The sequence below is a fragment of the Millisia brevis NBRC 105863 genome (genome assembly GCF_001552615.1).
Taxonomy (GTDB): domain Bacteria; phylum Actinomycetota; class Actinomycetes; order Mycobacteriales; family Mycobacteriaceae; genus Millisia; species Millisia brevis.
In genome coordinates this window covers 278,797-303,656 of the sequence record NZ_BCRN01000006.1, presented here as the reverse complement: position 1 = coordinate 303,656, position 24,860 = coordinate 278,797, and the positions used below count along the sequence as shown (strand labels likewise).

Below are 24,860 nucleotides of genomic sequence, written 5' to 3'. Positions count from 1 at the left end.
CCCCCATCTGAGCCACAATTCATCTCGGTGAGCCGGGAAGTCTGGTTGGCACGTATGCACGAATGGGTGCATACGTACGTCTATCGCTATGCGACCAGGAGGACCAGTGCTCATTTCGGTCGCCTTGGCGTTGTCGGCCGTAATCGGTGTCGCACCGGCCGTCCGCTTCCTTGGGCGTAACGCGGGTTGGCTGCTCGCCGTTCCTCTTTTTGCCGCGGCGGCAGTCCTGGTGGCCATCACCGCGCGCTCGGCAGGCGAGCCGATCGAACAGTCGTTGCCGTGGATACCGACCGTCGACATCAGCTTCGCGCTGCGGCTCGACGGTCTGGCATTCGTCTTCGCCATGCTCGTGTTGGTGATCGGTGGCCTGGTTCTGGCCTATTCGGCGCGGTATCTCGGCCGCGACGACCGATCCGGTTCGTTCTACCCGGGGATGACGGCATTCGCGGCCGCGATGCTCCTGCTGGTCCTGGCCGATGATCTCGTACTGCTGTTTGTCGCCTGGGAAGCGACGACGCTGTGTTCGTTCTTCCTCATCGCACAACCCGGCTCCCGGGCGCGCAAACCGGCCGTTCGCACGCTACTGGTGACGGCCGCCGGCGGCCTGGTTCTGCTGGGTGCGGTGGCCACCATCGTCGTCGGTACCGGTACGACCCGCCTCAGTACGGCGTTGGCCGACCCCGTCTGGCAGGACAATCCGGGCTTCACGACGGCGGTGGCCGTCATGATCGCCATCGCCGCGTTCACCAAATCCGCGCAGTTCCCGTTCCAGTTCTGGTTGCCGGATTCGATGGTTGCGATCAGCCCGGTGTCCGCCTACCTGCACGCCGCCGCGATGGTCAAGGCCGGAATCTATCTGATGCTGCGGTTCTCACCCGTGCTCGCCGGGGAACCGGTGTGGACCGCCCTGCTGGTGACCTGCGGTTTGGTGACCGCGCTGCTGGGCGCGGCGTCGGCGCTACGGCGCTTCGATCTCAAGGGGCTGCTCGCCTACTCAACGATGAGTCAGCTCGGGCTGTTGACGGTCATGATCGGCGTGGGCACGCCCGCGGCGCTGACTGCTGCCCTCGTGCACACGATCGCCCACGCCCTGTTCAAGGCGGCGCTGTTCATGCTGGTCGGGATCATCGACCACCGCGCCCACACGCGCGACATCCGTCAGTTGTCGGCGATGAGCGTGCGGATGCCGATCACCGCCGGCGCCACCATCGTCGCCGGCGCGTCGATGGCGGGATTGCCGCCGCTGCTCGGGTTCGTCAGCAAGGAGTCGATGTTCGAGGCGTTTCTGCACGCCCCCGGGGCGTGGGTCCCGATCGTGGTCGTCGGAGCGGCGCTGACGTCGATTCTGACCTTCGCGTACACCGGTCGTCTCCTCTTCGGCGCGTTCGGCGGGCGGGGCACGATTGTCCCCGAGGTCGGGATCGCCACCCGGGTGGTGCCGATGATCGCGGCCTTCCTCGGCCTCGCGCTCGGCCTCGCCCCCTTCCTTCTCGACGCTTCGGTGTCGGCGGCCTCGACCGTCGTGGCCGGACAGGAGCAACACTCCCATCTGGCGCTCTGGCACGGATTCAACCCGGCGCTCGGAATCTCTGCGTTCGTGATCGCGGCGGGTGCGGTTCTGGTGTGGCAGCGTTCGTGGGTCGATCGGCTGGTTCTACCGCTGCGATCGCCGGTATCGGGTATCGGAATCGTCGAGCGCCTGCGCGGCGGCATCATCCGATTCGGTGTGCTGGTCGGCGCGCCCACCGCTAGTGACGCACCCCGCAGGCACCTGGCGATCCCCATGGCGCTGCTTGCCGCGATTGCGGTCATCGGAGTACTGCGGGTCGACGCGGGTATACCGCCGGTTGCCGGTGAACTGGACCGGCCCACCGATGTCATTCCGGCGATCCTGGTGGTGGTCGGTGTGCTCGCCGCCGTCTTGGCACGCACGCGAGTCGCCGCGATCCTGGTGGTCGGAGTCGCCGGCTTCGCCATGACGTTGTGGTTCATCTCACTCGGCGCCGTCGACGTCGCCCTGACCCAGTTGTTGGTCGAAATCCTCACCCTGTGCGTGATGGTTCTGTTGCTGCCCCGTCTACCGCGCACCTTCGGACGTTCCGAGATCGACGGCGCTGCCGGTGCGAGGGCGCGCCGGCGGAAGCGGGTTTCGATCGGCGTCGCAGTAGCCTCCGGGATTGCGGCATCGATGGGAGTCTGGGCATTGACGGGACGTCGGGAGGCGTCGAACGCCGCGCAGTTCTACCTCGGCGAAGCCGAAACGACCACCGGTGGTGCCAACATCGTCAACACGATCCTGGTGGACTTCCGGGCCCTGGATACCCTCGGCGAGTTGACAGTGCTGGGCATAGCCGGTGTGGCGGCGGCGGCCCTGCTGGACTCCCGGCGCCTGGCGCCCCGCCGCACGTCGCCCGTCGATCCCGGATCGCCGCTGGCCGATCCGCGGGCCAACAGCGTATTTGTCAGGACCGTCGGCCGTCTGCTCGGGCCGATCATCGTGGCGGTCTCGGTCGTATTGTTGTGGCGCGGTCATCAGGAACCGGGTGGTGGCTTCATCGCCGCCCTCGTCGGTGGATCGGGCGTAGCCCTGCTGTATCTGGCCGCTCCGTCGGATGACGAGGCGAGAATCCGGTGGCCCCATATGGCGCTGATCGGTGCGGGCATCCTGATCGGAACGGGCACCGGACTCCTCGGCTACCTGGAGGGATCCTTCCTGACGCCGCTGCATGCCGATATTCTCGGATACTCGTTCTCGACCGCCTTGGTCTTCGATATCGGCGTCTATCTGGCGGTGATCGGGGTGGTACTGGCGTCGTTCAATCTGCTGGGGCGCGAACGTGTTCCGAGTGATAAAGGCGCACAAAGCAATTCGGAGTCGGTGATCATCGGAGTCGAGGATCGGGGTGTCCGTTGATACTTATCCTGACAATCGGTGTGCTGGTGGCCGGTGCGGTCTACCTATTCCTGCAGCGCGAAATGCTGCGTGTCGTATTGGGATTCGTCCTGATCAGCCACGCCGCGAATCTGGTGCTGATCGCCGCCGGCGGAACGTTCAGGCGCGCCGAGCCGTTCGGCACACCCGAGGACCCGTCGGTGGTGGCCGATCCACTGCCGCAGGCGTTTGTCCTGACCGCCATCGTGATCGCCTTCTCCATCACCATTTTCATGCTGGTGCTCGCGGTGACCGGCCACGATGACGACGACACCGACGATCACACCGGGGACAGCGTCTCCTCGTCCGCCACCGATACCGATGCCGACCTGCGGCAGGCGAGCCGATGACGGACTCGCTGGTGGCGTTGATGGTCGCCGTTCCCCTGCTGACCGCCGGGTTCCTGGTGGTTTTCCCGGCGCGTCCGGGTGTACAGGCGGTAGTGCTGTGTTCCGTGCTCGGCGCGTCCACGGCGGCCGCGGCGGCTCTGGTGTACGGGTTTGCCATCGACGGGGGCGGGGCGATAGGTCACGGGATCGGGCTCTGGGCGATCGGGGTGGCGATCCCATTGGTTGCCGACATGTTCTCCGCGCTGATGCTCACGGTGACCGGCCTGCTGACGCTGGTTTGCGCGATCTTCGCCTACGCGGCACGTCGGCGCGCGAACTCGCCGTACTTCGCGCCGCTTGTCCTCGTGTTGACCACCGGCGTCAATGGGGCGCTGCTGACCGCGGACCTGTTCAACCTGTTCGTTTTCATCGAGGTGATGCTCCTGCCCTCGTACGGCCTGTTCGTGCTCGGCCTGCCGGGCGCTGCTCCGATGAGTCGGGTCCGCGGCGCCCGCCTCTACGTCACGGTGAATCTGCTGACTTCGACGATCTTCCTGGTCGGCGTCGGTTTCGTGTACGGGACCGCCGGTACGGTCAACATCCCCGAACTGGCCGGCGCGGCACGCGAGGACCCGGCCGTGGCGATGTCCGTGGCGATCTGCTTGTTCGCTCTGAGTATCAAGGCAGCGGTCGTACCAGTTCACGGCTGGTTGCCGCGGGCCTACCCGTCGACCTCGCCGGCGGTCACCGCCATGTTCTCCGGCTTGCACACCAAGGTCGCCATCTACGCGATCTACCGGATCTACGCGGTCATCTTCGCGGGTGACGCCCGCTGGCTGTGGATCGGCATCGTGGCGTTCTGCGCGACGATGCTGATCGGGGTACTCGGGGCGGTCGGCGAGACCACCATGAGATCGATCCTCGCCTTTCACATGGTCAGCCAGATCGGATACATCCTGTTGGGTGTGGCGTTGTTCACCGAGCTCGGCCTGGCCGCGGGGATCTTCTATCTGTTGCACCACATGATCGTCAAGGCATCACTGTTTCTGTCCGCCGGCGCGGTCGAGGATGCCTATGGGACCGGGGCGATCGGGGCGATCGGCGGGATCGCCGCGCGGGAGCCGCTGATCGCGATCGCCTTCTTCGCCGCGGCGTTGTCGTTGGCGGGAATTCCGCCCTTCTCCGGATTCGTTGCGAAGCTGACGCTGATCGTCGCCGCGCTGGATGCCGGCTCGATCGCCGCGGTGGTGATCATGCTGGCGGTCAGCCTGATCACGCTGTTGTCGATGCTGAAGATCTGGTCCGGGGTGTTCTGGGGTCGGAGTGAAAGCGCCGCAGAGGCCATCGACGCCACCGCCGGATCGGCCGACGCCACTGCCGGATCGGCCGACGCCACTGCCGGATCGGCCGACGCCACTGCCGGATCGGCCGACACCACCGCCGCGAGCTCCGCGGTGACGGGTTCGATCGCAACCACTGTCGGTGAGCAGCGGCGTATCCGCGTCGTGGCGGCGTTGCCCGCGGTCGCCCTGGCGGCGGTGACCCTCGGGCTCGGGCTCGGGGCCGAGTTGCTCATGGGGCTGTCCACGACCGCCGCGACGGGGCTGCTCGATCCGACGGCCTATGTGGAGGCGGTGATCGGTTCATGACGTGGGTGACTTGGCCGATGCGACTGGCGGCCTTCGGATTCTGGTACATAGGGGCGGTCGTGGTCGCCAATGTCGCCATCCTGCACGACAATTTGACCCCGGGGCAGGACTCGATTCCGGGTATCGCTCGGGTGCCAACCCGATGTCGTACCGACGCGGAGGTCACGCTGTTGGCCGCCTTGATCACGTTGACGCCGGGCACCTTGACTCTGGGCGTGCGCACGGTCGGCGAGACACGGGTGTTGTACGTCCACGGCATGTACAGCGACGGACCGGACGGCCTTAGGGGCGAGGTCGACGACATGGAGGGGCGCATGTTGCGCGCCATCCGGCGGACGGGGGTCGGCGAATGATCGTCGTGGCCATGGGCATCGTCGCCGTCGCCTGCCTGGTGGCGGGCTACCGCATGCTGGTCGGGCCCACCGATGCCGACCGGGCGGTGGCCGCCGACCTGTTCATGTTCGGGATTGTCGGGCTGCTTGCTCTTTTCGGCGTGTGGCTCGGCAATCGGTATACCTTCGACATCGTTCTGGTCGCCGCGCTGCTCGGATTTCTCGGGGCCCTGTCGTTGGCGCGGGCGTTGACCAGGGGGACACGATGAGCGTTGTCGGCAATATTCTTGTGGTCGCGGGCGCGCTTATCTTTGCGACGGCGGCCCTCGGCCTGGTCAGGTTTCCCGATGCGTATACCCGGGTCTCCGCCGTCGGAACCGCGGGCGGCGTCGGGATCGTCCTTCTGGTCTCGGGTGCGTTGGTGATTCAGCCGAGCGTGCCGAATGTCGCCAAGGTGGTCGTCATCGTCCTGCTGCAGCTGGCCACCTCCGCGGTGGGCAGCATGGCGATCGCGCGGTCGGCGTACCTCACGGGCGTGCGGATGACGCGGTGGTCGTACGACGAACTCGCGGACGACACCGTGCCTCCGGCGCGCGACGGCACCGTGCCTCCGGCGCGCGAGGGCACGGTGCCGCCGGGTGCCGCGGGAAGCTGACCGACACCCGACCGTCAGGCGCCGACGTACGCCGCCAGGTGCTCGCCGGTCAGTCCGGCGCGGGCGGAGATCAGGTCCGCCGGGGTGCCCTCGAAGACCACCGATCCGCCGTCGTGTCCGGCGCCGGGTCCCAGGTCGATGATCCAGTCCGCGTGCGCCATCACCGCCTGGTGATGCTCGATGACGATCACCGATTTGCCGGCGTCGACCAGTCGGTCGAGCATGCCCAGCAGTTGGTCGACGTCGGCCAGATGCAGACCGGTGGTTGGTTCGTCGAGGATGTACACCCCGCCGTTCTCCGCCATCGAGGTGGCGAGCTTCAGGCGTTGCCGCTCGCCGCCGGACAGGGTGGTCAGCGGCTGGCCCAGGGTCAGGTAGCCGAGGCCGACGTCGACCAGGCGCTGCAGGATCTTGTGCGCCGCCGGGGTGCGGGCCTCGCCGGCGGCGAAGAACTGCTCCGCCTCGGTGACCGGCATCGCGAGCACCTCGGAGATATCGCGCCCGCCCAGGTGGTACTCGAGCACCGACGCCTGGAACCGCTTGCCCTCGCACTCCTCGCAGACGGTGGCGACACCGGCCATCATCGCCAGGTCGGTATAGGTGACCCCGGCGCCCTTGCAGGTGGGGCAGGCGCCTTCGGAGTTGGCGCTGAACAGGGCCGGCTTGACGCTGTTGACCTTGGCGAAGGCCTTGCGGATCGGCTCGAGCAGGCCGGTATAGGTCGCCGGGTTGCTGCGCCGCGAGCCGCGGATCGCGGTCTGGTCGATCGCGACGACGCCCTCGCGTCCGGCGACCGAACCGTGGATCAGCGAGCTCTTGCCCGATCCGGCGACGCCGGTGACCACCACGAGCACGCCCAGCGGGATGTCGACGTCGACGTTGCGCAGGTTGTGGGTATCGGCGCCGCGCACCTCGATCGCCCCGGACGGGCTGCGCACGGTGTCCTTGACCGACACCCGGTCGTCGAGGTGTTGGCCGGTCAGGGTGTCGCTCGCGCGCAGACCCTCGACCGTGCCCTCGTACATCACCTCGCCGCCCGCGCTGCCGGCGCGCGGGCCGAGGTCGACGACGTGGTCGGCGATCGCGATCGCCTCCGGCTTGTGCTCGACGACCAGGACGGTGTTGCCCTTGTCGCGCAGCTGCAGCAGCAGGGTGTTCATCCGGGCGATGTCGTGCGGGTGCAGGCCGATCGTCGGCTCGTCGAAGACGTAGGTGACGTCGGTCAACGAGGACCCGAGGTGGCGGATCATCTTGGTGCGCTGCGCTTCACCGCCCGACAGCGAGCCGGAGGGGCGCTCGAGCGAGAGGTAGCCCAGGCCGATGTCGACAAACGAGTCGAGGGTCTCGCTCAGCGAGGTCAGCAGCGGCGCGACGGTCGGGTCCTTCAGCTTGCGCACCCACTCGGCGAGCTCGTTGATCTGCATCGAGCAGGCGTCGGCGATGTTGATGCCCTTGATCTTCGACGACCGGGCGCCCTCGTTCAGGCGGGTGCCGTCGCAGTCGGGGCAGGTGGTGAAGGTGATCGCCCGGTCGACGAAGGCGCGGATATGCGGCTGCATCGCCTCGCGGTCCTTCGACAGGAACGATTTCTGGATGCGCGGGATCAGGCCCTCGTAGGTGACGTTGATGCCGTCGACCTTGATGCGGGTCGGCTCCTTGTGGAGCAGCGCGTCGAGTTCCTTCTTGGTGTACTTGCTGATCGGCTTGTCCGGGTCGAGGAAGCCCGAACCCATGAAGATGCGCCCGTACCAGCCGTCCATGCTGTAGCCGGGGATGGTCAGCGCGCCCTCGGCCAACGACTTGGAGGCGTCGTAGAGGGCGGTCAGGTCGAAGTCGGAGACGCGGCCCATACCCTCGCATCGCGGACACATACCGCCGGTGATCGAGAACTCCGCCTTCTCGGCGCGCTTCTTGCCGTCCCCGCGCTGCACGGTGATCGCGCCGGAGCCGCTGGCGGAGGCGACGTTGAAGGAGAATGCCTGCGACGAGCCGATATGCGGCCGGCCCAGGCGGCTGAACAGGATGCGCAGCATCGCGTTCGCGTCGGTGATCGTGCCGACCGTCGAGCGGGGGTTGGCCCCGATCCGCTCCTGATCGACGATGATCGCCGTGGTCAGGCCCTCGAGGACGTCGACATCGGGGCGCGAGAGCGACGGCATGAAGCCCTGGACGAAGGCGCTGTAGGTCTCGTTGATCATCCGCTGCGATTCGGCGGCGATCGTGCCGAAGACCAGCGAACTCTTCCCCGATCCGGAGACACCGGTGAAGACGGTCAGCCGCCGTTTCGGCAGGACGACGCTGATGTCCTTGAGGTTGTTCTCCCGCGCTCCCTGGACCCGGATGACGTCGTGGCTGTCGGCCACATGGTCCTCGGCGGAAGCGGCGGTCTGCGGTGCGGTGGCGCTGGCTCTGTTCATCGGTGTCCCATGCTAGGCGGCGGTCGGAGTACCGGAAGGACGATCGAACGACAGGCGCCACCGTACACTGTACGGAGGAGTGGATCGGTGGGGGAGGGCGTCGGCGGGTCCACTCCCGTTCGGGCGAGGCCGTACCGTCTCCGACGTGGTGATCAGCAGCGTTGACGGGGGCGGGGCGTGGTGACGGGCGACGCCGATCGGCCGATCGATCCGGACCCCGACGAACCGGACATCGAGCGACCTTTGCACCTGCGGCCGTCGTCGATCCTGCTGGTCGCGGCCGGCGGCACCGTCGGCACCGGAATCCGCGAGGCCCTGTCGCTGCGCTTTCCCGCCGTCGACGCGATCCCGTACACGATCGGGATGATCAACATCGTCGGGGCGTTCCTGCTCGGACTGCTGCTCGAGTCGCTCGCCCGCAGCGGTCCGGACGAGGGGATCCGCCGTCGGATGCGTCTGCTGCTCGGGACCGGCGTGATGGGCGGCTTCACCACGTACAGCACCTTCGCCCTCGATACCGCGCACCTCTTCGGTGCCGCACGGCCCGGCGCGGCGATCGCCTACGCCCTGGTGACGGTGATCGTCGGCGCGGCGGCGACCGTCTGCGGAATCGCGACGGCGGTGCTGGTGGGCCGCCGCGGTCACGGGGGAGCGCGATGAGCGCGCTCGCCTTCGTCTGCGTGGCCCTCGCGGGAGGGGTCGGAGCCGCCTGTCGGTTGATGCTCGACGGCGTTCTGCGGTCCCGCTTTCCGGGTCGGATACCGCGGGGCACGATCGTCATCAATATCAGCGGATCGTTCCTGCTGGGGCTCGCCGCCGGCGTCGCCGCGTCGGGATTCCTCCCGCCGGTGCTGTATTCGGTTGTGGGAGCGGGCTTCATGGGTGGATACACCACCTTTTCGACCGCGAGTTTCGAGACGGTGCGACTGTTTCAGCAGGGGCGCTGGCGACTCGGTGTGGTCAACGGCTTCGGCGTGCTGATCGCGGCGGTGGCCGCCGCCGGACTCGGGCTGTTGCTCGGCGGATTGGTGTAACCGGCGGACTCGAGATTCGCGCCGGCCGATGGCTGTTCGGCCAACCGCAGTCGGCTATATCGAAGTTTGGGTTAAACCTTGGTTGCCCGGCGCGCATCCGACACCGGGTGCGCCTTGAATGGAGGGTATGACCGCGACCGCGAAGCCCGTGTCCTGGCAGCCGGTGGAGCCCGAGGTGTTGTCGAGCGAGACGCTCGCCCGAATCGACGGGTGGTGGCGCGCCGCGAACTACCTGTCGGTGGGCCAGATCTACCTGCTGGACAACCCCCTGATGCGTACCGCGTTGACCCGCGACGATGTCAAGCCGCGGCTGCTCGGCCACTGGGGGACCACCCCGGGGCTGAACTTCCTCTACGCGCACCTCAATCGCATGATCAAGGAGCGCGGCCAGTCGACGATCTACATCACCGGGCCCGGCCACGGCGGACCCGGTCTCGTCGCCGGCGCCTACCTCGACGGCACCTATACCGAGGTCTATCCGGATATCTCGCAGGACACCGAGGGATTGCGCCGGCTGTTCCGGCAGTTCTCCTTCCCGGGTGGCATCCCCTCGCACGTCGCGCCGGAGACCCCCGGCTCGATCCACGAGGGCGGCGAGCTCGGCTACGCGTTGTCGCATGCCTACGGCGCCGCCTTCGACAACCCGGATCTGTTGGTGGCCGCGGTGGTCGGCGACGGCGAAGCGGAAACCGGAGCGCTGGCCACCAGCTGGCATTCCAATAAGCTGGTGCATCCACTCAAGGACGGCGTCGTGCTGCCGATCCTGCACCTCAACGGCTACAAGATCGCGAATCCGACCATCCTGGCCCGCATTCCGGAGGACGAACTGCGGGCGCTGATGATCGGATACGGCCACGAGCCGTACTTCTTCACCGCGACCGAGGACGACGACCACCTCGACGCGCATCGACGCTTCGCCGCGCTGCTCGACGAGGTGATGACCGAAATCGCCGTTATCAAGCAGCGTGCCGCGGACGGAGACGAGAGCCGGCCGCGCTGGCCGATGATCGTCTTCCGTACGCCCAAGGGCTGGACCGGCCCCGCGGAGATCGACGGCAAGAAGACCACGGGATCGTGGCGGGCGCACCAGGTTCCGCTCGCGAGTGCCCGCGACACCCCCGAACACCTCGAGGTCCTCGCCCAGTGGCTGGGTTCCTACCGGGCCGACGAATTGTTCGACGCCGATGGCATCCTCGACCCGCGGATCGCCGAATTGGCGCCCGCCGGTCACCTGCGGATGAGCGACAACCCGCACACCAACGGCGGCCTGCTGCTGAAGGATCTGCGGCTGCCGGACTTCCGGGAATTCGCGGTCGACGTGCCGGTGCCCGGGGCGACGATCGCCGAGGCGACCAAGGTGCTCGGCCAGTGGCTCACCGAGGTCGTCCGGCGCAATCCGGACAACTTCCTGATCTTCGGCCCCGACGAGACCGCGTCGAATCGGCTGCAGCCGGTCTTCGAGGTCACCGACAAGCAATGGAACGCCGACTTCTACGGCCCGGAGGTCGACGAACACCTCGCCCGCATCGGTCGCGTGGTCGAGATGCTCTCCGAGCATCAGTGCCAGGGTTGGCTCGAGGGGTATCTGCTGACCGGCCGGCACGGGCTGTTCAACTGCTACGAGGCCTTCGTCCACATCATCGACTCGATGTTCAACCAGCACGCCAAGTGGCTGAAGATCACCAACGACATCCCCTGGCGGCGGCCGATCGCGAGCCTGAACTACCTGCTGTCGAGCCATGTATGGCGCCAGGACCACAACGGTTTCTCGCACCAGGACCCGGGCTTCATCGACCACGTGGTCAACAAGAGCGCCGAGGTGGTCCGGGTCTATCTGCCGCCGGACGCCAATACGCTGCTGTCGACCTACGACCACTGCCTGCGGTCGCGGCAGTACGTGAACGTCGTCGTCGCCGGAAAGCAGCCGGCGCCGAACTTCCTGACGATGTCCGAGGCGATCGCGCACTGCACGCGGGGCCTGGGTATCTGGGAGTGGGCTGGTTCGGAGGTGCTCGGCACCGATCCCGACGTGGTGCTCGCGTCGGCCGGTGACGTCCCGACCCTCGAGGCGCTGGCGGCCGCGGACCTGCTGCGCACCCACCTGCCCGATCTGAAGGTGCGGTTCGTCAACGTCGTCGATCTGATGCGCCTGCAGGACGAGTCGGAGCATCCGCACGGCCTGTCCGACCGGGACTTCGACATGATCTTCACCCGCGACAAGCCGGTGATCTTCGCCTTCCACGGCTACCCGTGGCTGATCCATCGGTTGACCTACCGGCGCACCGGTCACAACAACCTGCACGTGCGCGGGTACAAGGAGGAGGGCACGACCACCACGCCCTTCGACATGGTGATGCTCAACGACCTCGACCGCTTCCACCTGGTGATCGACGTGATCGACCGGGTGGAGCACCTGGGATCGACCTGCGCGACGCTGCGTCAGCAGATGGTGGACAAGCGCATCGCCGCCCGCGAGTACACCCGCACCCACGGTGACGATCTGCCGGAGGTGCGCGACTGGATGTGGCCCGCCGCACGGGAACTCGGCGGCGCGGCGACCCTGGACGGGACGCTCGCCACCGGCGGCGACAACGAATAATCCCCGACTCGAAGGCAGCGAATAATCCCCGACCCGGCGGCGACGGATGGCTCCCCGCCGCCGGGGTCGGGTGTCGGCCGTCAGGACCGGACGAGCCGGGCGATGGCCGCCGACGCCTCCTTGAGCTTCACCTCGGCCTCCGGGCCGCCTTCCTTCGCCGCGTTGACGACGCAATGGGCGAGGTGATCGTCGAGCAGTCCCAGCGCGACATTCTCGAGCGCGCTGGTGAGCGCCGAGATCTGCGTGAGGATGTCGATGCAGTACTGCTCCTCGTCGACCATCCGGTGGACCCCGCGCACCTGTCCCTCGATGCGCTTGAGCCGGGACAGATAGCGCTGCTTGTCGCCGATGTATCCGTGGTGCGCGTGATGGCCGGACGCCGCGTCGTGCGTATCCGTCGCTTCGGTGGTCTCGTCCGGCGGGCTCGTCGGATCGCTCATCGAGGTCCTTTCGGAAGGTGACCGTGCGGTCGCAGTGTGCGGCCGGTACCGATCCGGGCTGTGAGCGGTGCCGACACCTGATGCCTTTATACCCCCGCCGGGTATTCCGTGCAGACGAAACCGCGCGCGGTCCACCGGACCTCCACGTGTCCGGATTCGAGGAACCCTTGGACAGGCAGACCTACGTGAGGTTAGCCTGGCCCGAGCAAAACAGACATTTGCGAAAATCCAGACGAAAGAGCGTGATGTTCACACTCCGACAAGCCGCTGCGCGTACCGCCGCTGCCACTGCCGCCGCCGCCCTGCTCCTGGCCGGCTGCTCCAGTTCCACCGACACCACCGCCGACTCGACGGACACCACGACCGCCGAGGCAAGCACCGAGACGCTGGTCGTCTACTCCGGCCGCGACGCCGAGCTGATCGATCCGCTGATCGAGCAGTTCGAGCAGAGCAGCGGTATCTCGGTGGACGTGCGCTACGCCGGCACCACCGAGTTGGCCGCCCAGCTGCTGGAGGAGGGGGAGGACACCCCCGCTCACGTCTTCCTCTCGCAGGATGCGGGCGCGCTCGGTGCGGTCAGCGCCGCGGGTCTGTTCGCCACGCTGCCCACCGAGATCTCCGACGCGGTCGCCACCGAGTACACCTCGCGGGACGGCTCCTGGGTCGGCCTGACCGGTCGCGCCCGCGTGGTCGCCTACGACAGCGAGCGGCTCTCGGCCGACCAGGTGCCGGGCGACATCTTCGCGTTCACCGAGCCGGAGTGGAACGGCCGCGTCGCGATCGTTCCGACCAACGCCTCCTTCCAGGCCCACGTCACCGCGATCCGGGTGCTCGAGGGTGAGGATCGGGCCCGCGAATGGCTCGAAGGTCTGATCGCGAACGACGCGCAGATCTTCGCCCGCAACGGTGAGGTCCTCGAAGCGGTCAACACCGGCGCGGTCGAGATCGGCCTGATCAACCACTACTACTGGGCCCGCTCCGAGCAGGATCCCACCACGCTGCGCGCGCAGCTGAAGTTCGGCGATCCGGGTTCGGTCTCGGCTCTGGTGAACGTGACCGGCGCCGGCATCATCAACACCGCCGCCGAGTCGGAGGACGCCCGCGCGTTCGTCGAGTACCTGGTGTCCTCGGACGCGCAGACCTACTTCGTCGAGGAGACCTACGAGTACCCGCTGGCTCCGGGTCTGGACGGTCCTCGGGACGTGCCGCCGCTCGACCAGCTCGGTGAGCCGGATATCGATCTCTCGCAGCTCGATTCGCTCGAGCAGACGGTGCAGTTGCTGACCTCCGTGGGTCTGCTCTGACCGCAGTAGCCATCCGCGCCGACCGGGGGACGACACGTCGTCCCCCGGTCGTTGCGTTGGTATGCGCGGCCGCGGTTGCCGCTCTGACGCTGCTGCCGTTGATCTTTCTGGTCCCGCGGGCGATGTCCTCGGGCTTCGATCAGGCCTGGGCGATCGTGGTGCGACCGCGAACGTTGACGCTGATGATCAACACGATGTCCCTGGCGGCGGTCGTCGCCTGCGGATCGTTCGTGTTGGGGGTGGCGTCCGCCTGGATGGTCGCCCGACACCGCTTGCCGGGACGGCGGGTGTGGTGGATCGCGGTCTGCCTGCCGCTGGCGGTGCCGTCCTATGTGGCGGCCTTCGCCTGGGTGGCCGCATTTCCGGGGACCCGCGGCTTCTGGCCGCTCGCGGCGATCCTGGTACTGTCGTGCAGCCCGCTGGTCGCGGTGCCGACGATGAGTGCCCTCGCGATCGCCGACCACGCACCGGCCGACGTCGCCCGAACGCTGGGCCGCTCGGCCATCCGGGTCTTCGTCACCGTCACCCTGCCGCAAATTCTCCCGGCCGCGTTGGCGGGCACCCTGCTGGCCGCGCTCTACGCCCTCTCGGACTTCGGGGCGCCGGCGATCCTGCGCTACGAGACCCTGACCACCGGGATCTACGGTCTGTTCACCGGCGGTATCAACCGGTCGGCCGCAGCGGCCACCTCGCTGGTCCTGGCGGTATTGGCCCTGGTGTGCATCGTCGGGGAGCGCCTGCTGCGCCGCCGAACGGCGGATCGGCAGCGGTCGGCGCGGGGGCTGTTTCTGCCCGCGGCGCCGGTCGGCCGGGCGACCGCAGCGCTCTACTGCACCTTCCTCGCGGCGTTGGTGACGGTCTCGGTCGCGTTCCCGCTCGCGGCGATGATCCTGCGGGCGACGCGCGGCGACCGCTATCGGACGACCACCAACCGGCTGCTGGAGGCGACGATCTCGACGATGACCATCGGCGCGATCGCCGCGACCCTGGCCGTCCTCGCGGCGTTGCCGATCAGCTACCTCGCGGCGCGATATCGGGACCGGGTGGTCGCGACGCTCGAGTCGGTGTCCTTCCTCGGCGACGGCCTGCCGGGGGTGGTGATCGCGCTCGGTCTGGTGGCCGCCTTCCTGGCGCTGCTGCCGTTCGCCTACCAGACGTTGCCGATGTTGTTGGCGGCGTACGTGATTCTGTTCATCTCCAAATCGATCGGCTCCTCGCGCAGCGCCTTCGGGGCGATCGCGCCCGGTATCGAGGAGGCGTCGCGCACGCTCGGCACCGGTCCGACCCGCACCTTCCTGCGCGTGACCCTGCCGGTCGCATTGCCGGGCGTCGTGGCCGGCTGGATGCTGGTACTGGTGTCGGTGATGAAGGAACTGCCCGCGACGCTGATGTTGCGGCCGATCGGGGTGGAGACGCTGACCACCGAGCTGTGGTCGAAGACGACGCTCGGCGCCTACGGCGCGGCCGCGCCGATCGGGCTGCTGCTGGTGGTGATCGGCATCCTGCCCGCCTGGCTGCTGGCCCGCTCGGCGGTACGCCTGTGATGGTGCTGGGCGGCCCGCCTGTGATGGTGCTGGGCGGCCCGCCTGTGATGGTGCTGGGCGGCCCGCCTGTGACCGGACGAGGCGGCCCGCCTGTGACGGTGCGACCCGGCGTGATCCCGACGGTGAGGAACCGCCCATGAGGCTCGAGATCGACAATCTGACCGCCGGACACGGCCGCGGCGACGTCCTGCGCGAGGTCTCCCTGACCGTCGGCGACGGGGACGTGATGGTCGTGGTCGGCCCCTCCGGGAGCGGCAAGACCACCCTGCTGCGGGTGATCGCCGGGCTGCACCCGCACGGCTCCGGGCGGCTGCGCCTGGGCGACCGCGACCTGGTCGGCGTCCGCCCGGAGAAGCGGCGGATCGGGCTGGTCCCGCAGGACGGCGCCCTCTTCCCGCATCTGACCGTCGCCGGCAACGTCGCCTATGGCCTCCCCGGCCTGCGGCGCCGACGAGCGGCCGCCCGCGACGATCGGGTGCGCGAGCTGTTGGCGGCGATGCAACTCGACGGACTGGCCGACCGGATGCCGCACCAGCTCTCCGGCGGCCAACAACAACGCGTCGCCCTCGCCCGGGCGATGGCCCCGCATCCGGACCTGATCCTGCTCGACGAACCGTTCGCCTCGTTGGACGCATCGCTGCGCGAACATGTGCGGCAGGAGGTGATCGCCGACCTGCGGCGGTCCGGGATCACCGCCATGTTGATCACCCACGATCGGTCCGAAGCGCTCGCCCTGGGCGACCGGGTGGCCGTCCTGCGCGACGGGCGCCTGGTACAGGTCGACCGCCCGGCGGACGTCTACGGGCGGCCGGTGAATCGGTGGGTGGCGGAATTCGTCGGCGAGGCCAATGTGCTGACCGGCACGCGCTCGGGGTCGACGGTGACCACCGCGGTGGGGGAGTTGCCCGTCGACGGGGATTCGTCGGTCCCCGACGGGCCGGTCGACGTGTTGATCCGGCCCGAACAACTCGTGGTCACGTCGAACTCCGGGGCGCTGGCTCGGGTCCGGGATGTGCGGTACTTCGGGCACGACGTGGTCGCCCGGGTCGATCCGGGGTCGGGTGCGCTCCTGACCGTGCGCGCCCCCTCGATCGAGGCGCCGGCACCCGGGGACGCGGTGACCGTCGAGGTGCGCGGAGAGGTGCACGTCTGGTCGGCGTCGGACCGCGAGCCGGACGCCGACTCCGCGACCGCCGCGCGGTCCGGAGACGTCGAGTCCGCCTCGGCGGCGGGGCCGGCGGCCGGTCACGTGGTGCTCGGCGGGTAGGCGCGCCGGGCGCGCCCGCCGCGTCGTCGATCGGTCGGCGGCGCCGGCGCGGGTGGTCTACTGGAGGGGTGACGCGAGATCTGGTGATCCTGCCGGTGGGCGACGCGCATTCCGTTGATGCGGCGCGCGAGCTCTATCGACAGATGAGTGACAGTGTGGTGCAACCGGATTCGGCGGACATCATCGAGGTGGCGGAGCGGCTGAATGCCGACGTGGGCACCGGCGACGACGGCTTCCTCGCGGTCGCCGTCGAACCGGACGGCCGCGGCGCGGTCGTCTGCGTGCGGGAACCGTTGCTCGACGAGGCGCTGCTGGCGGTGCTGGAGGCGACGATGGATCGGCAGTTGGCCGTCTATGACGCCACCGCCCATCGGCTCTACGATCCGCGCACGGCGATCCCCGTTCGGGTCACCGTCGGCGACGGCACGACGTTGCCGTATCTGACCGAGGCGCTCACCCGGGCCCTGCTCGACACCGACGACGCGCGCGGCGCGTATCTGATCGCGCAACTGCCCGGCCGCTATCTGCACGCGGTGCGCGGCGCCCGCGGTGGCTGGGATCTGGAATCCCGGGCGGAGGGGGACCCGGAGTCCGTCGGGGGATACGAGGCGCTTCCCGAGGCGGACAGCCGGGTGGCTTCGGTGGACGGTGTCGAGGCGGCGAGCGCGGCGGTCTGGCAGTGGGTTTGCGACGGCGACTGGCGGTCGGTGGCCGACTGGCAGAGCGTCGACTCCGCGGAGTGACACGGCCGAGGGTGACTCCCCCGGGAGTGACACTTCCGGGGGCTGCAGCGCCGGGAGTGACACATTCGGCAGGCGCACGGACCCGCGTGGCGCGGCCGGGAGCGGCACGGCCGGGGGTCGGGGACGGCGGCGCGCGCGATTCGCTGCCCGCTGGTCGCCGACCGGGTACCGCATACTCGGCAGCGACACTCGAGCGGATGGCGGACGGGAGACCACGGTGACGGATCGGGCCGATCGAAAGCGGTCGGACCGAATACTGACCGTGCCGAATGTGCTGTCGGCTATCCGGCTGCTCGGCGTGCCGCTGTTCGCCTACCTGCTGCTGGTGGTGCACGCCGATGGCTGGGCGCTGATCGTCCTGGTCGTCGGGGGCGCGACCGACTGGCTCGACGGCAAGCTCGCCCGCCTGCTCGACCAGTACTCGACCCTCGGGGCGATCCTCGACCCGCTGATCGACCGCATCTACCTGGTCTCGGTGCTGCTCTGCTTCGCGGCGCGAGAACTGTTGCCCTGGTGGCTGGTTGTCCTGCTGCTGGCCCGCGAGGCGCTGCTGGCGATCTCCCTGGGCGCCTACCGGCGACGCGGCCTCGCGCCGCCCGAGGTGATCTACATCGGCAAGGCGGCGACCTTCGCGTTGATGGCGGCCCTGCCGATGCTGCTGTTCGCCACCCTCGATCCGGTTGTCCGGAATATGCCGGAATTCGGCGGAATCGGCCTGGTCGAGGCGGTGGCACTGGCGTTGGTGTGGTGGGGGACCGCGCTCTATCTGTGGTCCGGCGGGCTCTATCTCTGGCAGGCGATTCGGGTGGCGCGCGGCGCACCGGTGCCCTAACGCTTGCCGCTGCCCCGGGCGAGGCAATACGCTCGCCCCGTCCTGCCATATCCGGGTTCGAGAGGATCGATTCGACGGTGAGCGACACACATATTCCGGAAGACCTGCGATATACGGCCGAGCACGAGTGGGTCCGCGTGGTCGAGACGACCACGATCCGGCTCGGTATCACCGATTTCGCCCAGGAGCAGTTGGGCGACATCGTCTTTGTCGATCTTCCGGACGTGGAGGACACCCTGGCGGCCGGCGACAGCTTCGCCGAGGTCGAGTCCACCAAGAGCGTCTCGGACATCTACGCCCCCGTCGCCGGACGCGTCGTGGCGATCAACGATGCGCTCGGCGAAAACCCCGAGCTGGTGAACTCCGACCCGTATGGTCAGGGGTGGTTGATCGAGATCGCCGTGGACGACCAGGCGGCGCTGGCCGAGGGTGAGGGTTTGCTCGACGCGGACGAGTACCTGGCGGTCGTCGAGAGCGCCTGAGCGGCCGCCGGACGGCCGTTCGGGAGGATCGGTGGATGAGGCGCGCCGGGAGGGGCGTCGATTCGCCGACCGTGAACGGGTAGGTTGTGCATCCGTGGCGCCTAGGCCACCGATGGAGCATGTGGGGCGGCCGACGGGCGCACTGCGGGCGTTCAATGTCCGCCAGTGGGTGCACGAGCGGCGCGCCGCAAGGTACGGTCGAATTGGCTCGGTATGGGCAGTTCCGCAGGCCGATCGGTCGGATGATCGTCTCGGAATGTCACGGGCGGGATATTGCTCGCCGACCCGTCGCGGCTCCGGCCGGACGTCGCGTGGCGGGCGAAGGATCCAGGAGGAGAAAAACGTGAGCGACAACGGCAACGACGGCGGATTCGGGGAGTCCCCGGTGGAGACCACTTCGGTCTTTCGCGCGGATTTCCTGAGTGAGCTGGACACCCCGACCAGCGGGCGCCATGCGGACGCCCAGGTCTCCGGTGTCGAAGGTTTGCCTGCCGGCTCCGCATTGCTGGTGGTCAAGCGCGGCCCGAATGCCGGATCGCGCTTCCTGCTCGACCAGCCCACGACGTCCGCCGGCCGGCACCCGGACAGCGACATCTTTCTCGACGACGTGACCGTCAGCCGCCGGCATGCCGAATTCCGGCAGAGCGAGGACGACTTCCAGGTCGTCGACGTGGGCAGCCTCAACGGCACCTATGTCAACCGTGAGCCCGTCGACGCGGCGGTGCTCAGCAACGGTGACGAGGTACAGATCGGCAAGTTCCGGCTCGTCTTCCTGACCGGCCCGCGGGCGGCGTCCGGCGGTGCGCAGGTGGGTGACGCGGCGGGTGCCGGTGGCCAGTGAGCACCGGTAGGGCATGACGGCAGGTAGGCCATGACGGCGGTCGGGCAGCCGGCGCACGGTGCCGGTATGTCCATCGGGACGGTCCTCGATCGGCTGCGCCCGGATTTCCCCGATGTCACCATCTCCAAGATCCGCTTTCTCGAGGCCGAGGGTTTGATTCGGCCGCAGCGGACGGCATCGGGGTACCGGCGTTTCACGATCGCGGACTACGAGCGGTTGCGCTTCGTGCTGACCGCACAGCGCGATCAGTACCTGCCGCTGAAGGTGATCAAGGAACAGCTCGAGGCGGTCGACCGGGGCGCCGCGACGGTGGGTCGCATCGACGGCGCGTCGCGACCCCGCCCGATGGCGGTCGCGCCCGGCGCGGTGTCGCCGGACGAGTTCCGGTCGGATCCCCAGGTGCGGTTGGCGCGGGCGGACGTCTGCGAGCAGGCGGAGATCGACGACGCCTTCCTGACCGAGCTGACCAAGGCCGGACTGATCGTGGCCGGCGCGGCCGGATTCTTCGATCCGGACGCGGTCACGATCGCCCGCACCGCCAAGGCGATGACGTCGTTCGGGCTGGAGGTGCGGCATCTGCGGGCCTTCAAACTCGCCGCCGACCGGGAGGCCGGTCTGATCGGTCAGATCGTCGGACCGGTCGCCAAGAGCCGCGACGCCGGTGCCCGCGACCGGGCGGAGGAACTGGTGCGCGAACTCGCGGCATTGTCGGTAACCCTGCACACCGCGCTGGTGAAGGCGTCGGTGCGCGGTTCGATGGATCGATGATCCGCTCGATCGGTTGTTCGGTCGGTGTCGGATATGTGGGACCGTGAGTCGACTCGAGGATCGCTGACTCGGACGAGTAAGGGGCCGCAGTCACAAACCTCAAATAGACTCGAACGGGTGAGACCTCGGCCTGCTGCCGGGGTGCGGGTCGGCTCGGTCGTTTGGGAGGCATCATGAGCGAGATGCGGGTGATCGGGATCCGAATCGAACAGCGCAATCAGCCGGTGCTGCTGCTCCGGGAAGCCGATGGTGGCCGCTATCTGCCGATTTGGATCGGTCAGACCGAGGCCACCGCCATCGCCCTGGAACAGCAGGGCTTTCAAGCGCCGCGGCCGTTGACCCACGACCTGTTCAAGGACGTGCTCGCCGCACTGGGACATACCCTCGTCGAGGTGCGCATCGTCGATCTGCGCGAGGGCACCTTCTACGCGGACCTGGTGTTCGATCAGAACGTCCGGGTATCCGCCCGCCCCTCCGATTCGGTGGCGATCGCACTGCGCGTCGGCGTGCCGATCTACGCGGAGGAACGCGTCCTCGCCGAGGCCGGGCTCGTGATGCCCGACGAGAGCGAGGACGAGGTCGAGAAGTTCAAGGAGTTTCTCGAGTCGGTCTCGCCGGACGATTTCCGCGCGACCGACGGATAAACCTGACCCTGAAGTTGAGGTTGAGGCTTTTGGGCGTGGCGCGTTGACCACGCCCCGTTCGACTCATAGCGTTCGTCCCGACGGAACAACACGTCGGCGGGAACGGCACGCGGTGGTGGGGATCGGCGTATCCTCATAACCGGTGACTACCCCGTGACGTGCAGGCAGTCGCCCGACCAGGGGACATGCGCACCGAAACGGTCGAGAGGATATGGCAGTGGCCGATGAGCCGCGGGGACCGGAACCCATTCAGCCCGGGCTCTTTCCGGACGACACGCTGCCCGATGACCTGATGGGCTACCGCGGTCCGGGTGCCTGCCAGATCGCCGGCATCACCTACCGCCAGCTCGACTACTGGGCCCGCACCGGTCTCGTCGTTCCCTCGATTCGCGGCGCCGCCGGTTCCGGCAGCCAGCGGCTGTACTCCTTCAAGGACGTCCTGGTCCTCAAGATCGTCAAGCGTCTCCTCGACACCGGTATCTCCCTGCAGAACATCCGCGTCGCCGTCGATCACCTGCGCGGGCGCGGGGTGGAGAACCTCGCCGGCATCACCCTCGCCTCCGACGGCACCACCGTCTACGAATGCACCTCCGCCGAGGAGATGGTCGACCTGCTGCAGGGCGGCCAGGGGGTCTTCGCCATCGCGATCAGCGGCGCCATGCGCGAGCTGACCGGATCGATCTCCCAGTTCCCCGCCGAGCGCGCCGACGGCGGCCGCAGCGAGGACGCGCCGGAGGACGAATTGGCCTCCCGCCGCCGCAACCGCGTGCGGCGCACGGGATAATTCGCCCGAACGGCTCACGGGCCGCATCGAGCGCCGTACGGCACGCCCGGAAGCGGGCGGACGAGCGCACCGATCGCCCTGCGCCTAATATGGGCACCGCGTCGACGTCGTGCGGGAGAGCTTCGTAGCGATCGTCCGGTTACCGCCGGAGGTCGCCTCGAGCGCCGAAGGAGCAACACCTCTCCGTCAAACTCTCAGGCACCCGGACCGTACGAGCACCGACGCCTCTGAAAAGCGGTGCCGCGGCCGAGAGCGTGCTCGACCGGATCCGGCGCCCGCCCAAGGGGAAATGTGGACCCCACCCGGTCCGCGGAATCTCTCAGGCGCCCTGCGTTTCGGGCAACGACAGAGGGGGAGGGCCACTTCGGCGCGCCCGCGGCGCACCGCCGTCACCCGATGGAGATTGTCGTGTCCCACGAGTACACCTTTGCCGATCGTCATATCGGTCCGTCCGAGGACCAGACCCGACGCCTGCTCGAGGTGATCGGGGTCGCCGACCTCGACGCCCTTGCTCGCGCGGCAGTCCCGGCGGGGATCCTCGACGATCCGGCCGATCCCGCCGACCCGGCCGAGGCGCTGCCGCCGGCGATCGGCGAGGCGGAGGCGCTCGCCGAACTGGCCGCCCTGGCGGCGCGCAATACGGTGCGCACCTCGATGATCGGGCTCGGCTATCACGACACGATCGTCCCGTCGGTCATCCTGCGCAATGTCTTCGAGAACCCGGCCTGGTACACCGCCTACACCCCGTACCAGCCGGAGATCAGCCAGGGACGCCTCGAGGCGCTGCTGAACTTCCAGACGATGGTCGCCGACCTGACCGGCCTGCCGGTCGCCAACGCGTCATTGCTCGACGAGGCGACCGCCGCGGCCGAGGCGATGGCCCTGCTGCGCCGCGCCGGCAAGTCGAAGTCCGATGTGTTGCTGATCGACGCCGACCTGCTGCCGCAGACCAAGGCGGTCGTCGCGACCCGGGCGCAGCCGCTCGGCGTCGAACTGGTCGAGTTCGACGCGGCCGGCCCGCTGCCCGATATCGCCTACTTCGGCGTCCTGCTGCAGTACCCGGGCGCGTCGGGCCGGATCGTCGATCCCGGCCCGATCATCGAGCAGGCGCACGCCGCGGGCGCCCTGGTCGCCGTCGGCGCCGACATCCTCGCGCTGACCGTACTGACCCCGCCCGGCGCGCTCGGCGCCGACGCCTGCTTCGGCACCACCCAGCGATTCGGAACCCCGATGGGCTTCGGAGGTCCGCACGCCGGCTACCTGTCGGTCGGTGACAAGGCCTCCCGCCAGCTGCCCGGGCGGTTGGTCGGCGTCTCGGTCGACGCGGACGGCTCGGTCGCCTACCGGCTCGCCCTGCAGACCCGCGAGCAGCACATCCGCCGGGAGAAGGCCACCAGCAATATCTGTACCGCCCAGGTGCTGCCGGCGATCCTCTCGGCGATGTACGCGACGTACCACGGCCCGGACGGTCTGCGCGCGATCGCCGAACGCGTCGCCGGACACGCGGCCCGCCTGGCCCGCGAACTGCCCGCGGTCGGCGCGACCGTCGTGCACGACCGCTTCTTCGACACCGTGTTCGCCGCCGCGCCCGGCCGCGCCGACGCCGTGGTCGCCGCCGCGCGCGCCCGCAATATCCTGCTGCGGCCCGTGGACGCCGATCACGTCGGCATCGCCTGCGACGAGGTGACCGCCGCCGCGGATATCGACGCGGTGCTGGCCGCCTTCGCCGAGTCCGCCGACACTGCCCCGGCGGCCGGCGCCGACCCTGCGGGCGAGGTCGGCCTGCCCGCGGCGCTGGTGCGCGGCGACGACTACCTGACCCACCCGGTCTTCCACCGCCATCGCACTGAGACGACGATGATGCGCTATCTGCGTGCCCTCGCCGACAAGGACATCGCGTTGGACCGCAGCATGATTCCGCTCGGCTCCTGCACGATGAAGCTCAACGCCGCCACCGAGATGGAGCCGGTCACCTGGCCCGGATTCTCCCGGCTGCATCCGCTGGCCCCCGCGGAGGACACCGCGGGCATCCGGGCGCTGATCGCCGACCTCGAGCGGTACCTGGCGATCATCACCGGCTACGACGCGGTCAGCCTGCAGCCCAACGCGGGCAGCCAGGGCGAGCTGGCCGGCCTGATGGCGATCGCCGCCTACCACCGCGGTCGCGGCGACACCGCACGCGACGTCTGCCTGATCCCGTCGAGCGCGCACGGCACCAACGCCGCCTCCGCCGTCATGGCCGGCATGCGGGTCGTCGTGGTCGCCTGCCGCCCCGACGGTGATGTCGACCCCGACGACCTCGCCGCGAAGATCGAGGCGAACCGGGACCGCCTGTCGGCGCTGATGGTCACCTACCCGTCGACCCACGGGGTCTACGAGGAAGCGATCGGCGAGGTCTGCGCGGCGGTCCACGACGCCGGCGGCCAGGTGTACATCGACGGGGCGAACCTCAATGCCCTGGTAGGGCTGGCGCGGCCGGGTCGCTTCGGCGGCGATGTCAGCCACCTCAACCTGCACAAGACCTTCTGCATCCCGCACGGTGGCGGCGGCCCCGGCGTCGGGCCGGTCGCGGTGCGCGAACACCTGCGCGCCTACCTGCCGGGCGATCCGATGGCCGACGACGGCACCGGGGTCGGCCCGGTGGCCGGCGCCCGCTGGGGCAGCGCCTCGATCCTGCCGATCACCTGGGCGTACATCCGGATGATGGGCGCGGACGGTCTGCGGCGGGCCACGCTTACCGCGATCGCGTCGGCCAACTACATCGCCCGCCGGCTCGACGAGCACTACCCGGTGCTCTACACCGGCCCCGGCGGCATGGTCGCCCACGAGTGCATCATCGACGTGCGGCCGCTGACCAAGGCGACCGGCGTGACGGTCGACGACATCGCGAAGCGCTTGGCCGACTACGGTTTCCACGCGCCGACGATGAGCTTCCCGGTCGCCGGGACGCTGATGATCGAGCCGACCGAGAGCGAGGACCTCGCCGAGATCGACGCGTTCTGCGATGCGCTGATCGCCATCCGCCGCGAGGTCGACCGGGTGGCGGCCGGCGACTGGCCGATCGAGGACAGCCCGCTGCGCAATGCCCCGCATACCGCGCATTGCCTCGTCGAGGAGTGGACGTACCCCTACGACCGGGCGACCGCGGTCTACCCGGGCGGAACCGGGCGCCCCAAGATCTGGCCGTCCGTGCGGCGCATCGACGGCGCCCGCGGCGACCGGAACCTGATGTGCTCCTGCCCGCCGATCGAGTCGTTCGCCTGA

General features: G+C 68.8%; 22 protein-coding genes and 1 riboswitch. Of the genes, 20 read left to right on the top strand and 2 right to left on the bottom strand.

Annotation, left to right across the window (positions count from 1 at the left end; genetic code table 11):
- Nucleotides 1-106: 106 nt before the first annotated feature.
- The 6 genes from MB1_RS11235 to MB1_RS11210 are packed head-to-tail and all read left to right on the top strand — an operon-like array spanning nucleotide 107 to nucleotide 5,897.
- Entirely contained in the window at nucleotides 107-2,914 is a 2,808-nt protein-coding gene (locus MB1_RS11235; RefSeq protein ID WP_245650135.1) for a DUF4040 family protein, read from the top strand.
- On the top strand, nucleotides 2,911-3,282 hold the full coding sequence (locus MB1_RS11230) for a sodium:proton antiporter (RefSeq protein ID WP_084351480.1): 372 nt from the start codon (nucleotides 2,911-2,913) through the stop codon (nucleotides 3,280-3,282). The genes MB1_RS11235 and MB1_RS11230 overlap by 4 nt, the downstream gene beginning before the upstream one ends.
- A complete protein-coding gene (locus MB1_RS11225; protein ID WP_066906741.1) occupies nucleotides 3,279-4,910 on the top strand; it encodes a monovalent cation/H+ antiporter subunit D family protein in 1,632 nt (543 codons plus the stop codon). Before MB1_RS11230 ends, MB1_RS11225 begins: the two co-directional genes overlap by 4 nt.
- Complete coding sequence (locus MB1_RS11220) at nucleotides 4,907-5,263, top strand: Na+/H+ antiporter subunit E (protein WP_066906739.1); 357 nt, start codon at nucleotides 4,907-4,909, stop codon at nucleotides 5,261-5,263. Before MB1_RS11225 ends, MB1_RS11220 begins: the two co-directional genes overlap by 4 nt.
- Nucleotides 5,260-5,511 carry an MrpF/PhaF family protein gene (locus MB1_RS11215; RefSeq protein ID WP_066906737.1) on the top strand — a complete coding sequence of 84 codons (252 nt, stop codon included), beginning with the start codon at nucleotides 5,260-5,262 and terminating at the stop codon, nucleotides 5,509-5,511. The genes MB1_RS11220 and MB1_RS11215 overlap by 4 nt, the downstream gene beginning before the upstream one ends.
- The gene (locus MB1_RS11210; protein WP_066906735.1) at nucleotides 5,508-5,897 is read left to right on the top strand and encodes a cation:proton antiporter; all 390 of its coding nucleotides are present in this window, start codon (nucleotides 5,508-5,510) and stop codon (nucleotides 5,895-5,897) included. The genes MB1_RS11215 and MB1_RS11210 overlap by 4 nt, the downstream gene beginning before the upstream one ends.
- 14 nt (nucleotides 5,898-5,911) lie before the next feature.
- Here MB1_RS11210 and MB1_RS11205 read toward each other — a convergent pair whose 3' ends face one another.
- Nucleotides 5,912-8,314: an ATP-binding cassette domain-containing protein gene (locus MB1_RS11205; protein WP_066906733.1), complete on the bottom strand. Its 2,403-nt coding sequence runs from the start codon at nucleotides 8,312-8,314 to the stop codon at nucleotides 5,912-5,914.
- Nucleotides 8,315-8,491: 177 nt separating this feature from the next.
- Here MB1_RS11205 and MB1_RS11200 point away from each other — a divergent pair, with 177 nt between their 5' ends.
- The 3 genes from MB1_RS11200 (at nucleotide 8,492) to MB1_RS11190 (ending at nucleotide 11,947) form a co-directional block, all read left to right on the top strand.
- Nucleotides 8,492-8,974 carry a fluoride efflux transporter FluC gene (locus MB1_RS11200; RefSeq protein WP_245650134.1) on the top strand — a complete coding sequence of 161 codons (483 nt, stop codon included), beginning with the start codon at nucleotides 8,492-8,494 and terminating at the stop codon, nucleotides 8,972-8,974.
- Complete coding sequence (locus MB1_RS11195) at nucleotides 8,971-9,348, top strand: fluoride efflux transporter FluC (RefSeq protein ID WP_066906731.1); 378 nt, start codon at nucleotides 8,971-8,973, stop codon at nucleotides 9,346-9,348. The genes MB1_RS11200 and MB1_RS11195 overlap by 4 nt, the downstream gene beginning before the upstream one ends.
- Before the next feature lie 118 nt (nucleotides 9,349-9,466).
- A complete protein-coding gene (locus MB1_RS11190) occupies nucleotides 9,467-11,947 on the top strand; it encodes a phosphoketolase family protein (RefSeq protein WP_439646934.1) in 2,481 nt (826 codons plus the stop codon).
- 80 nt (nucleotides 11,948-12,027) lie between these two features.
- On the opposite strand, the gene MB1_RS11185 is transcribed toward MB1_RS11190, so the two are convergent.
- On the bottom strand, nucleotides 12,028-12,387 hold the full coding sequence (locus MB1_RS11185) for a metal-sensitive transcriptional regulator (RefSeq protein WP_066906730.1): 360 nt from the start codon (nucleotides 12,385-12,387) through the stop codon (nucleotides 12,028-12,030).
- A gap of 245 nt (nucleotides 12,388-12,632) precedes the next feature.
- On the opposite strand from MB1_RS11185, the gene MB1_RS11180 reads away from it, so the two are divergent.
- The 11 genes from MB1_RS11180 to gcvP all read left to right on the top strand — a co-directional run bounded on the left by MB1_RS11180 (nucleotide 12,633) and on the right by gcvP (nucleotide 24,860).
- On the top strand, nucleotides 12,633-13,691 hold the full coding sequence (locus MB1_RS11180; RefSeq protein ID WP_066906728.1) for an iron ABC transporter substrate-binding protein: 1,059 nt from the start codon (nucleotides 12,633-12,635) through the stop codon (nucleotides 13,689-13,691).
- 98 nt (nucleotides 13,692-13,789) lie between these two features.
- Nucleotides 13,790-15,235, top strand: a complete 1,446-nt coding sequence (locus tag MB1_RS11175; protein WP_218000227.1) for an ABC transporter permease — start codon at nucleotides 13,790-13,792, stop codon at nucleotides 15,233-15,235.
- Between the two features lie 136 nt (nucleotides 15,236-15,371).
- Nucleotides 15,372-16,502: an ABC transporter ATP-binding protein gene (locus MB1_RS11170; protein WP_084351478.1), complete on the top strand. Its 1,131-nt coding sequence runs from the start codon at nucleotides 15,372-15,374 to the stop codon at nucleotides 16,500-16,502.
- 68 nt (nucleotides 16,503-16,570) lie between these two features.
- Nucleotides 16,571-17,245, top strand: coding sequence for a hypothetical protein (locus tag MB1_RS11165; protein WP_066906724.1), 675 nt, complete (start codon nucleotides 16,571-16,573; stop codon nucleotides 17,243-17,245).
- A gap of 271 nt (nucleotides 17,246-17,516) precedes the next feature.
- Nucleotides 17,517-18,077, top strand: a complete 561-nt coding sequence (locus tag MB1_RS11160) for a CDP-alcohol phosphatidyltransferase family protein (protein WP_245650133.1) — start codon at nucleotides 17,517-17,519, stop codon at nucleotides 18,075-18,077.
- A gap of 77 nt (nucleotides 18,078-18,154) precedes the next feature.
- Nucleotides 18,155-18,559, top strand: a complete 405-nt coding sequence (gene gcvH / locus MB1_RS11155) for a glycine cleavage system protein GcvH (RefSeq protein ID WP_066906720.1) — start codon at nucleotides 18,155-18,157, stop codon at nucleotides 18,557-18,559.
- A gap of 343 nt (nucleotides 18,560-18,902) precedes the next feature.
- Entirely contained in the window at nucleotides 18,903-19,400 is a 498-nt protein-coding gene (gene garA / locus MB1_RS11150; protein ID WP_066906718.1) for a glycogen accumulation regulator GarA, read from the top strand.
- 30 nt (nucleotides 19,401-19,430) lie between these two features.
- Nucleotides 19,431-20,168, top strand: a complete 738-nt coding sequence (ftsR, locus tag MB1_RS11145; RefSeq protein ID WP_066906716.1) for a transcriptional regulator FtsR — start codon at nucleotides 19,431-19,433, stop codon at nucleotides 20,166-20,168.
- A gap of 173 nt (nucleotides 20,169-20,341) precedes the next feature.
- On the top strand, nucleotides 20,342-20,812 hold the full coding sequence (locus MB1_RS11140; RefSeq protein WP_066906714.1) for a bifunctional nuclease family protein: 471 nt from the start codon (nucleotides 20,342-20,344) through the stop codon (nucleotides 20,810-20,812).
- A 211-nt stretch (nucleotides 20,813-21,023) separates the two neighbouring features.
- Nucleotides 21,024-21,596 carry a MerR family transcriptional regulator gene (locus MB1_RS11135; protein WP_066906712.1) on the top strand — a complete coding sequence of 191 codons (573 nt, stop codon included), beginning with the start codon at nucleotides 21,024-21,026 and terminating at the stop codon, nucleotides 21,594-21,596.
- Between the two features lie 102 nt (nucleotides 21,597-21,698).
- A riboswitch (glycine riboswitch) is annotated at nucleotides 21,699-21,816 on the top strand.
- 176 nt (nucleotides 21,817-21,992) lie between these two features.
- Nucleotides 21,993-24,860, top strand: coding sequence for an aminomethyl-transferring glycine dehydrogenase (gene gcvP, locus MB1_RS11130; protein WP_084351475.1), 2,868 nt, complete (start codon nucleotides 21,993-21,995; stop codon nucleotides 24,858-24,860).

Excerpts from the sequence above, each read along its gene's own strand:
- MB1_RS11225 (WP_066906741.1), top strand. The coding sequence starts at position 3,279 with ATGACGGACTCGCTGGTGGCGTTGATGGTCGCCGTTCCCCTGCTGACC.
- MB1_RS11220 (WP_066906739.1), top strand. The coding sequence starts at position 4,907 with ATGACGTGGGTGACTTGGCCGATGCGACTGGCGGCCTTCGGATTCTGG.
- MB1_RS11215 (WP_066906737.1), top strand. The coding sequence starts at position 5,260 with ATGATCGTCGTGGCCATGGGCATCGTCGCCGTCGCCTGCCTGGTGGCG.
- MB1_RS11210 (WP_066906735.1), top strand. The coding sequence starts at position 5,508 with ATGAGCGTTGTCGGCAATATTCTTGTGGTCGCGGGCGCGCTTATCTTT.
- MB1_RS11205 (WP_066906733.1), bottom strand. The coding sequence starts at position 8,314 with ATGAACAGAGCCAGCGCCACCGCACCGCAGACCGCCGCTTCCGCCGAG.
- MB1_RS11195 (WP_066906731.1), top strand. The coding sequence starts at position 8,971 with ATGAGCGCGCTCGCCTTCGTCTGCGTGGCCCTCGCGGGAGGGGTCGGA.
- MB1_RS11190 (WP_439646934.1), top strand. The coding sequence starts at position 9,467 with ATGGAGGGTATGACCGCGACCGCGAAGCCCGTGTCCTGGCAGCCGGTG.
- MB1_RS11185 (WP_066906730.1), bottom strand. The coding sequence starts at position 12,387 with ATGAGCGATCCGACGAGCCCGCCGGACGAGACCACCGAAGCGACGGAT.
- MB1_RS11180 (WP_066906728.1), top strand. The coding sequence starts at position 12,633 with ATGTTCACACTCCGACAAGCCGCTGCGCGTACCGCCGCTGCCACTGCC.
- MB1_RS11170 (WP_084351478.1), top strand. The coding sequence starts at position 15,372 with ATGAGGCTCGAGATCGACAATCTGACCGCCGGACACGGCCGCGGCGAC.
- ftsR (WP_066906716.1), top strand. The coding sequence starts at position 19,431 with ATGACGGCGGTCGGGCAGCCGGCGCACGGTGCCGGTATGTCCATCGGG.
- MB1_RS11140 (WP_066906714.1), top strand. The coding sequence starts at position 20,342 with ATGAGCGAGATGCGGGTGATCGGGATCCGAATCGAACAGCGCAATCAG.
- MB1_RS11135 (WP_066906712.1), top strand. The coding sequence starts at position 21,024 with ATGGCAGTGGCCGATGAGCCGCGGGGACCGGAACCCATTCAGCCCGGG.
- gcvP (WP_084351475.1), top strand. The coding sequence starts at position 21,993 with ATGGAGATTGTCGTGTCCCACGAGTACACCTTTGCCGATCGTCATATC.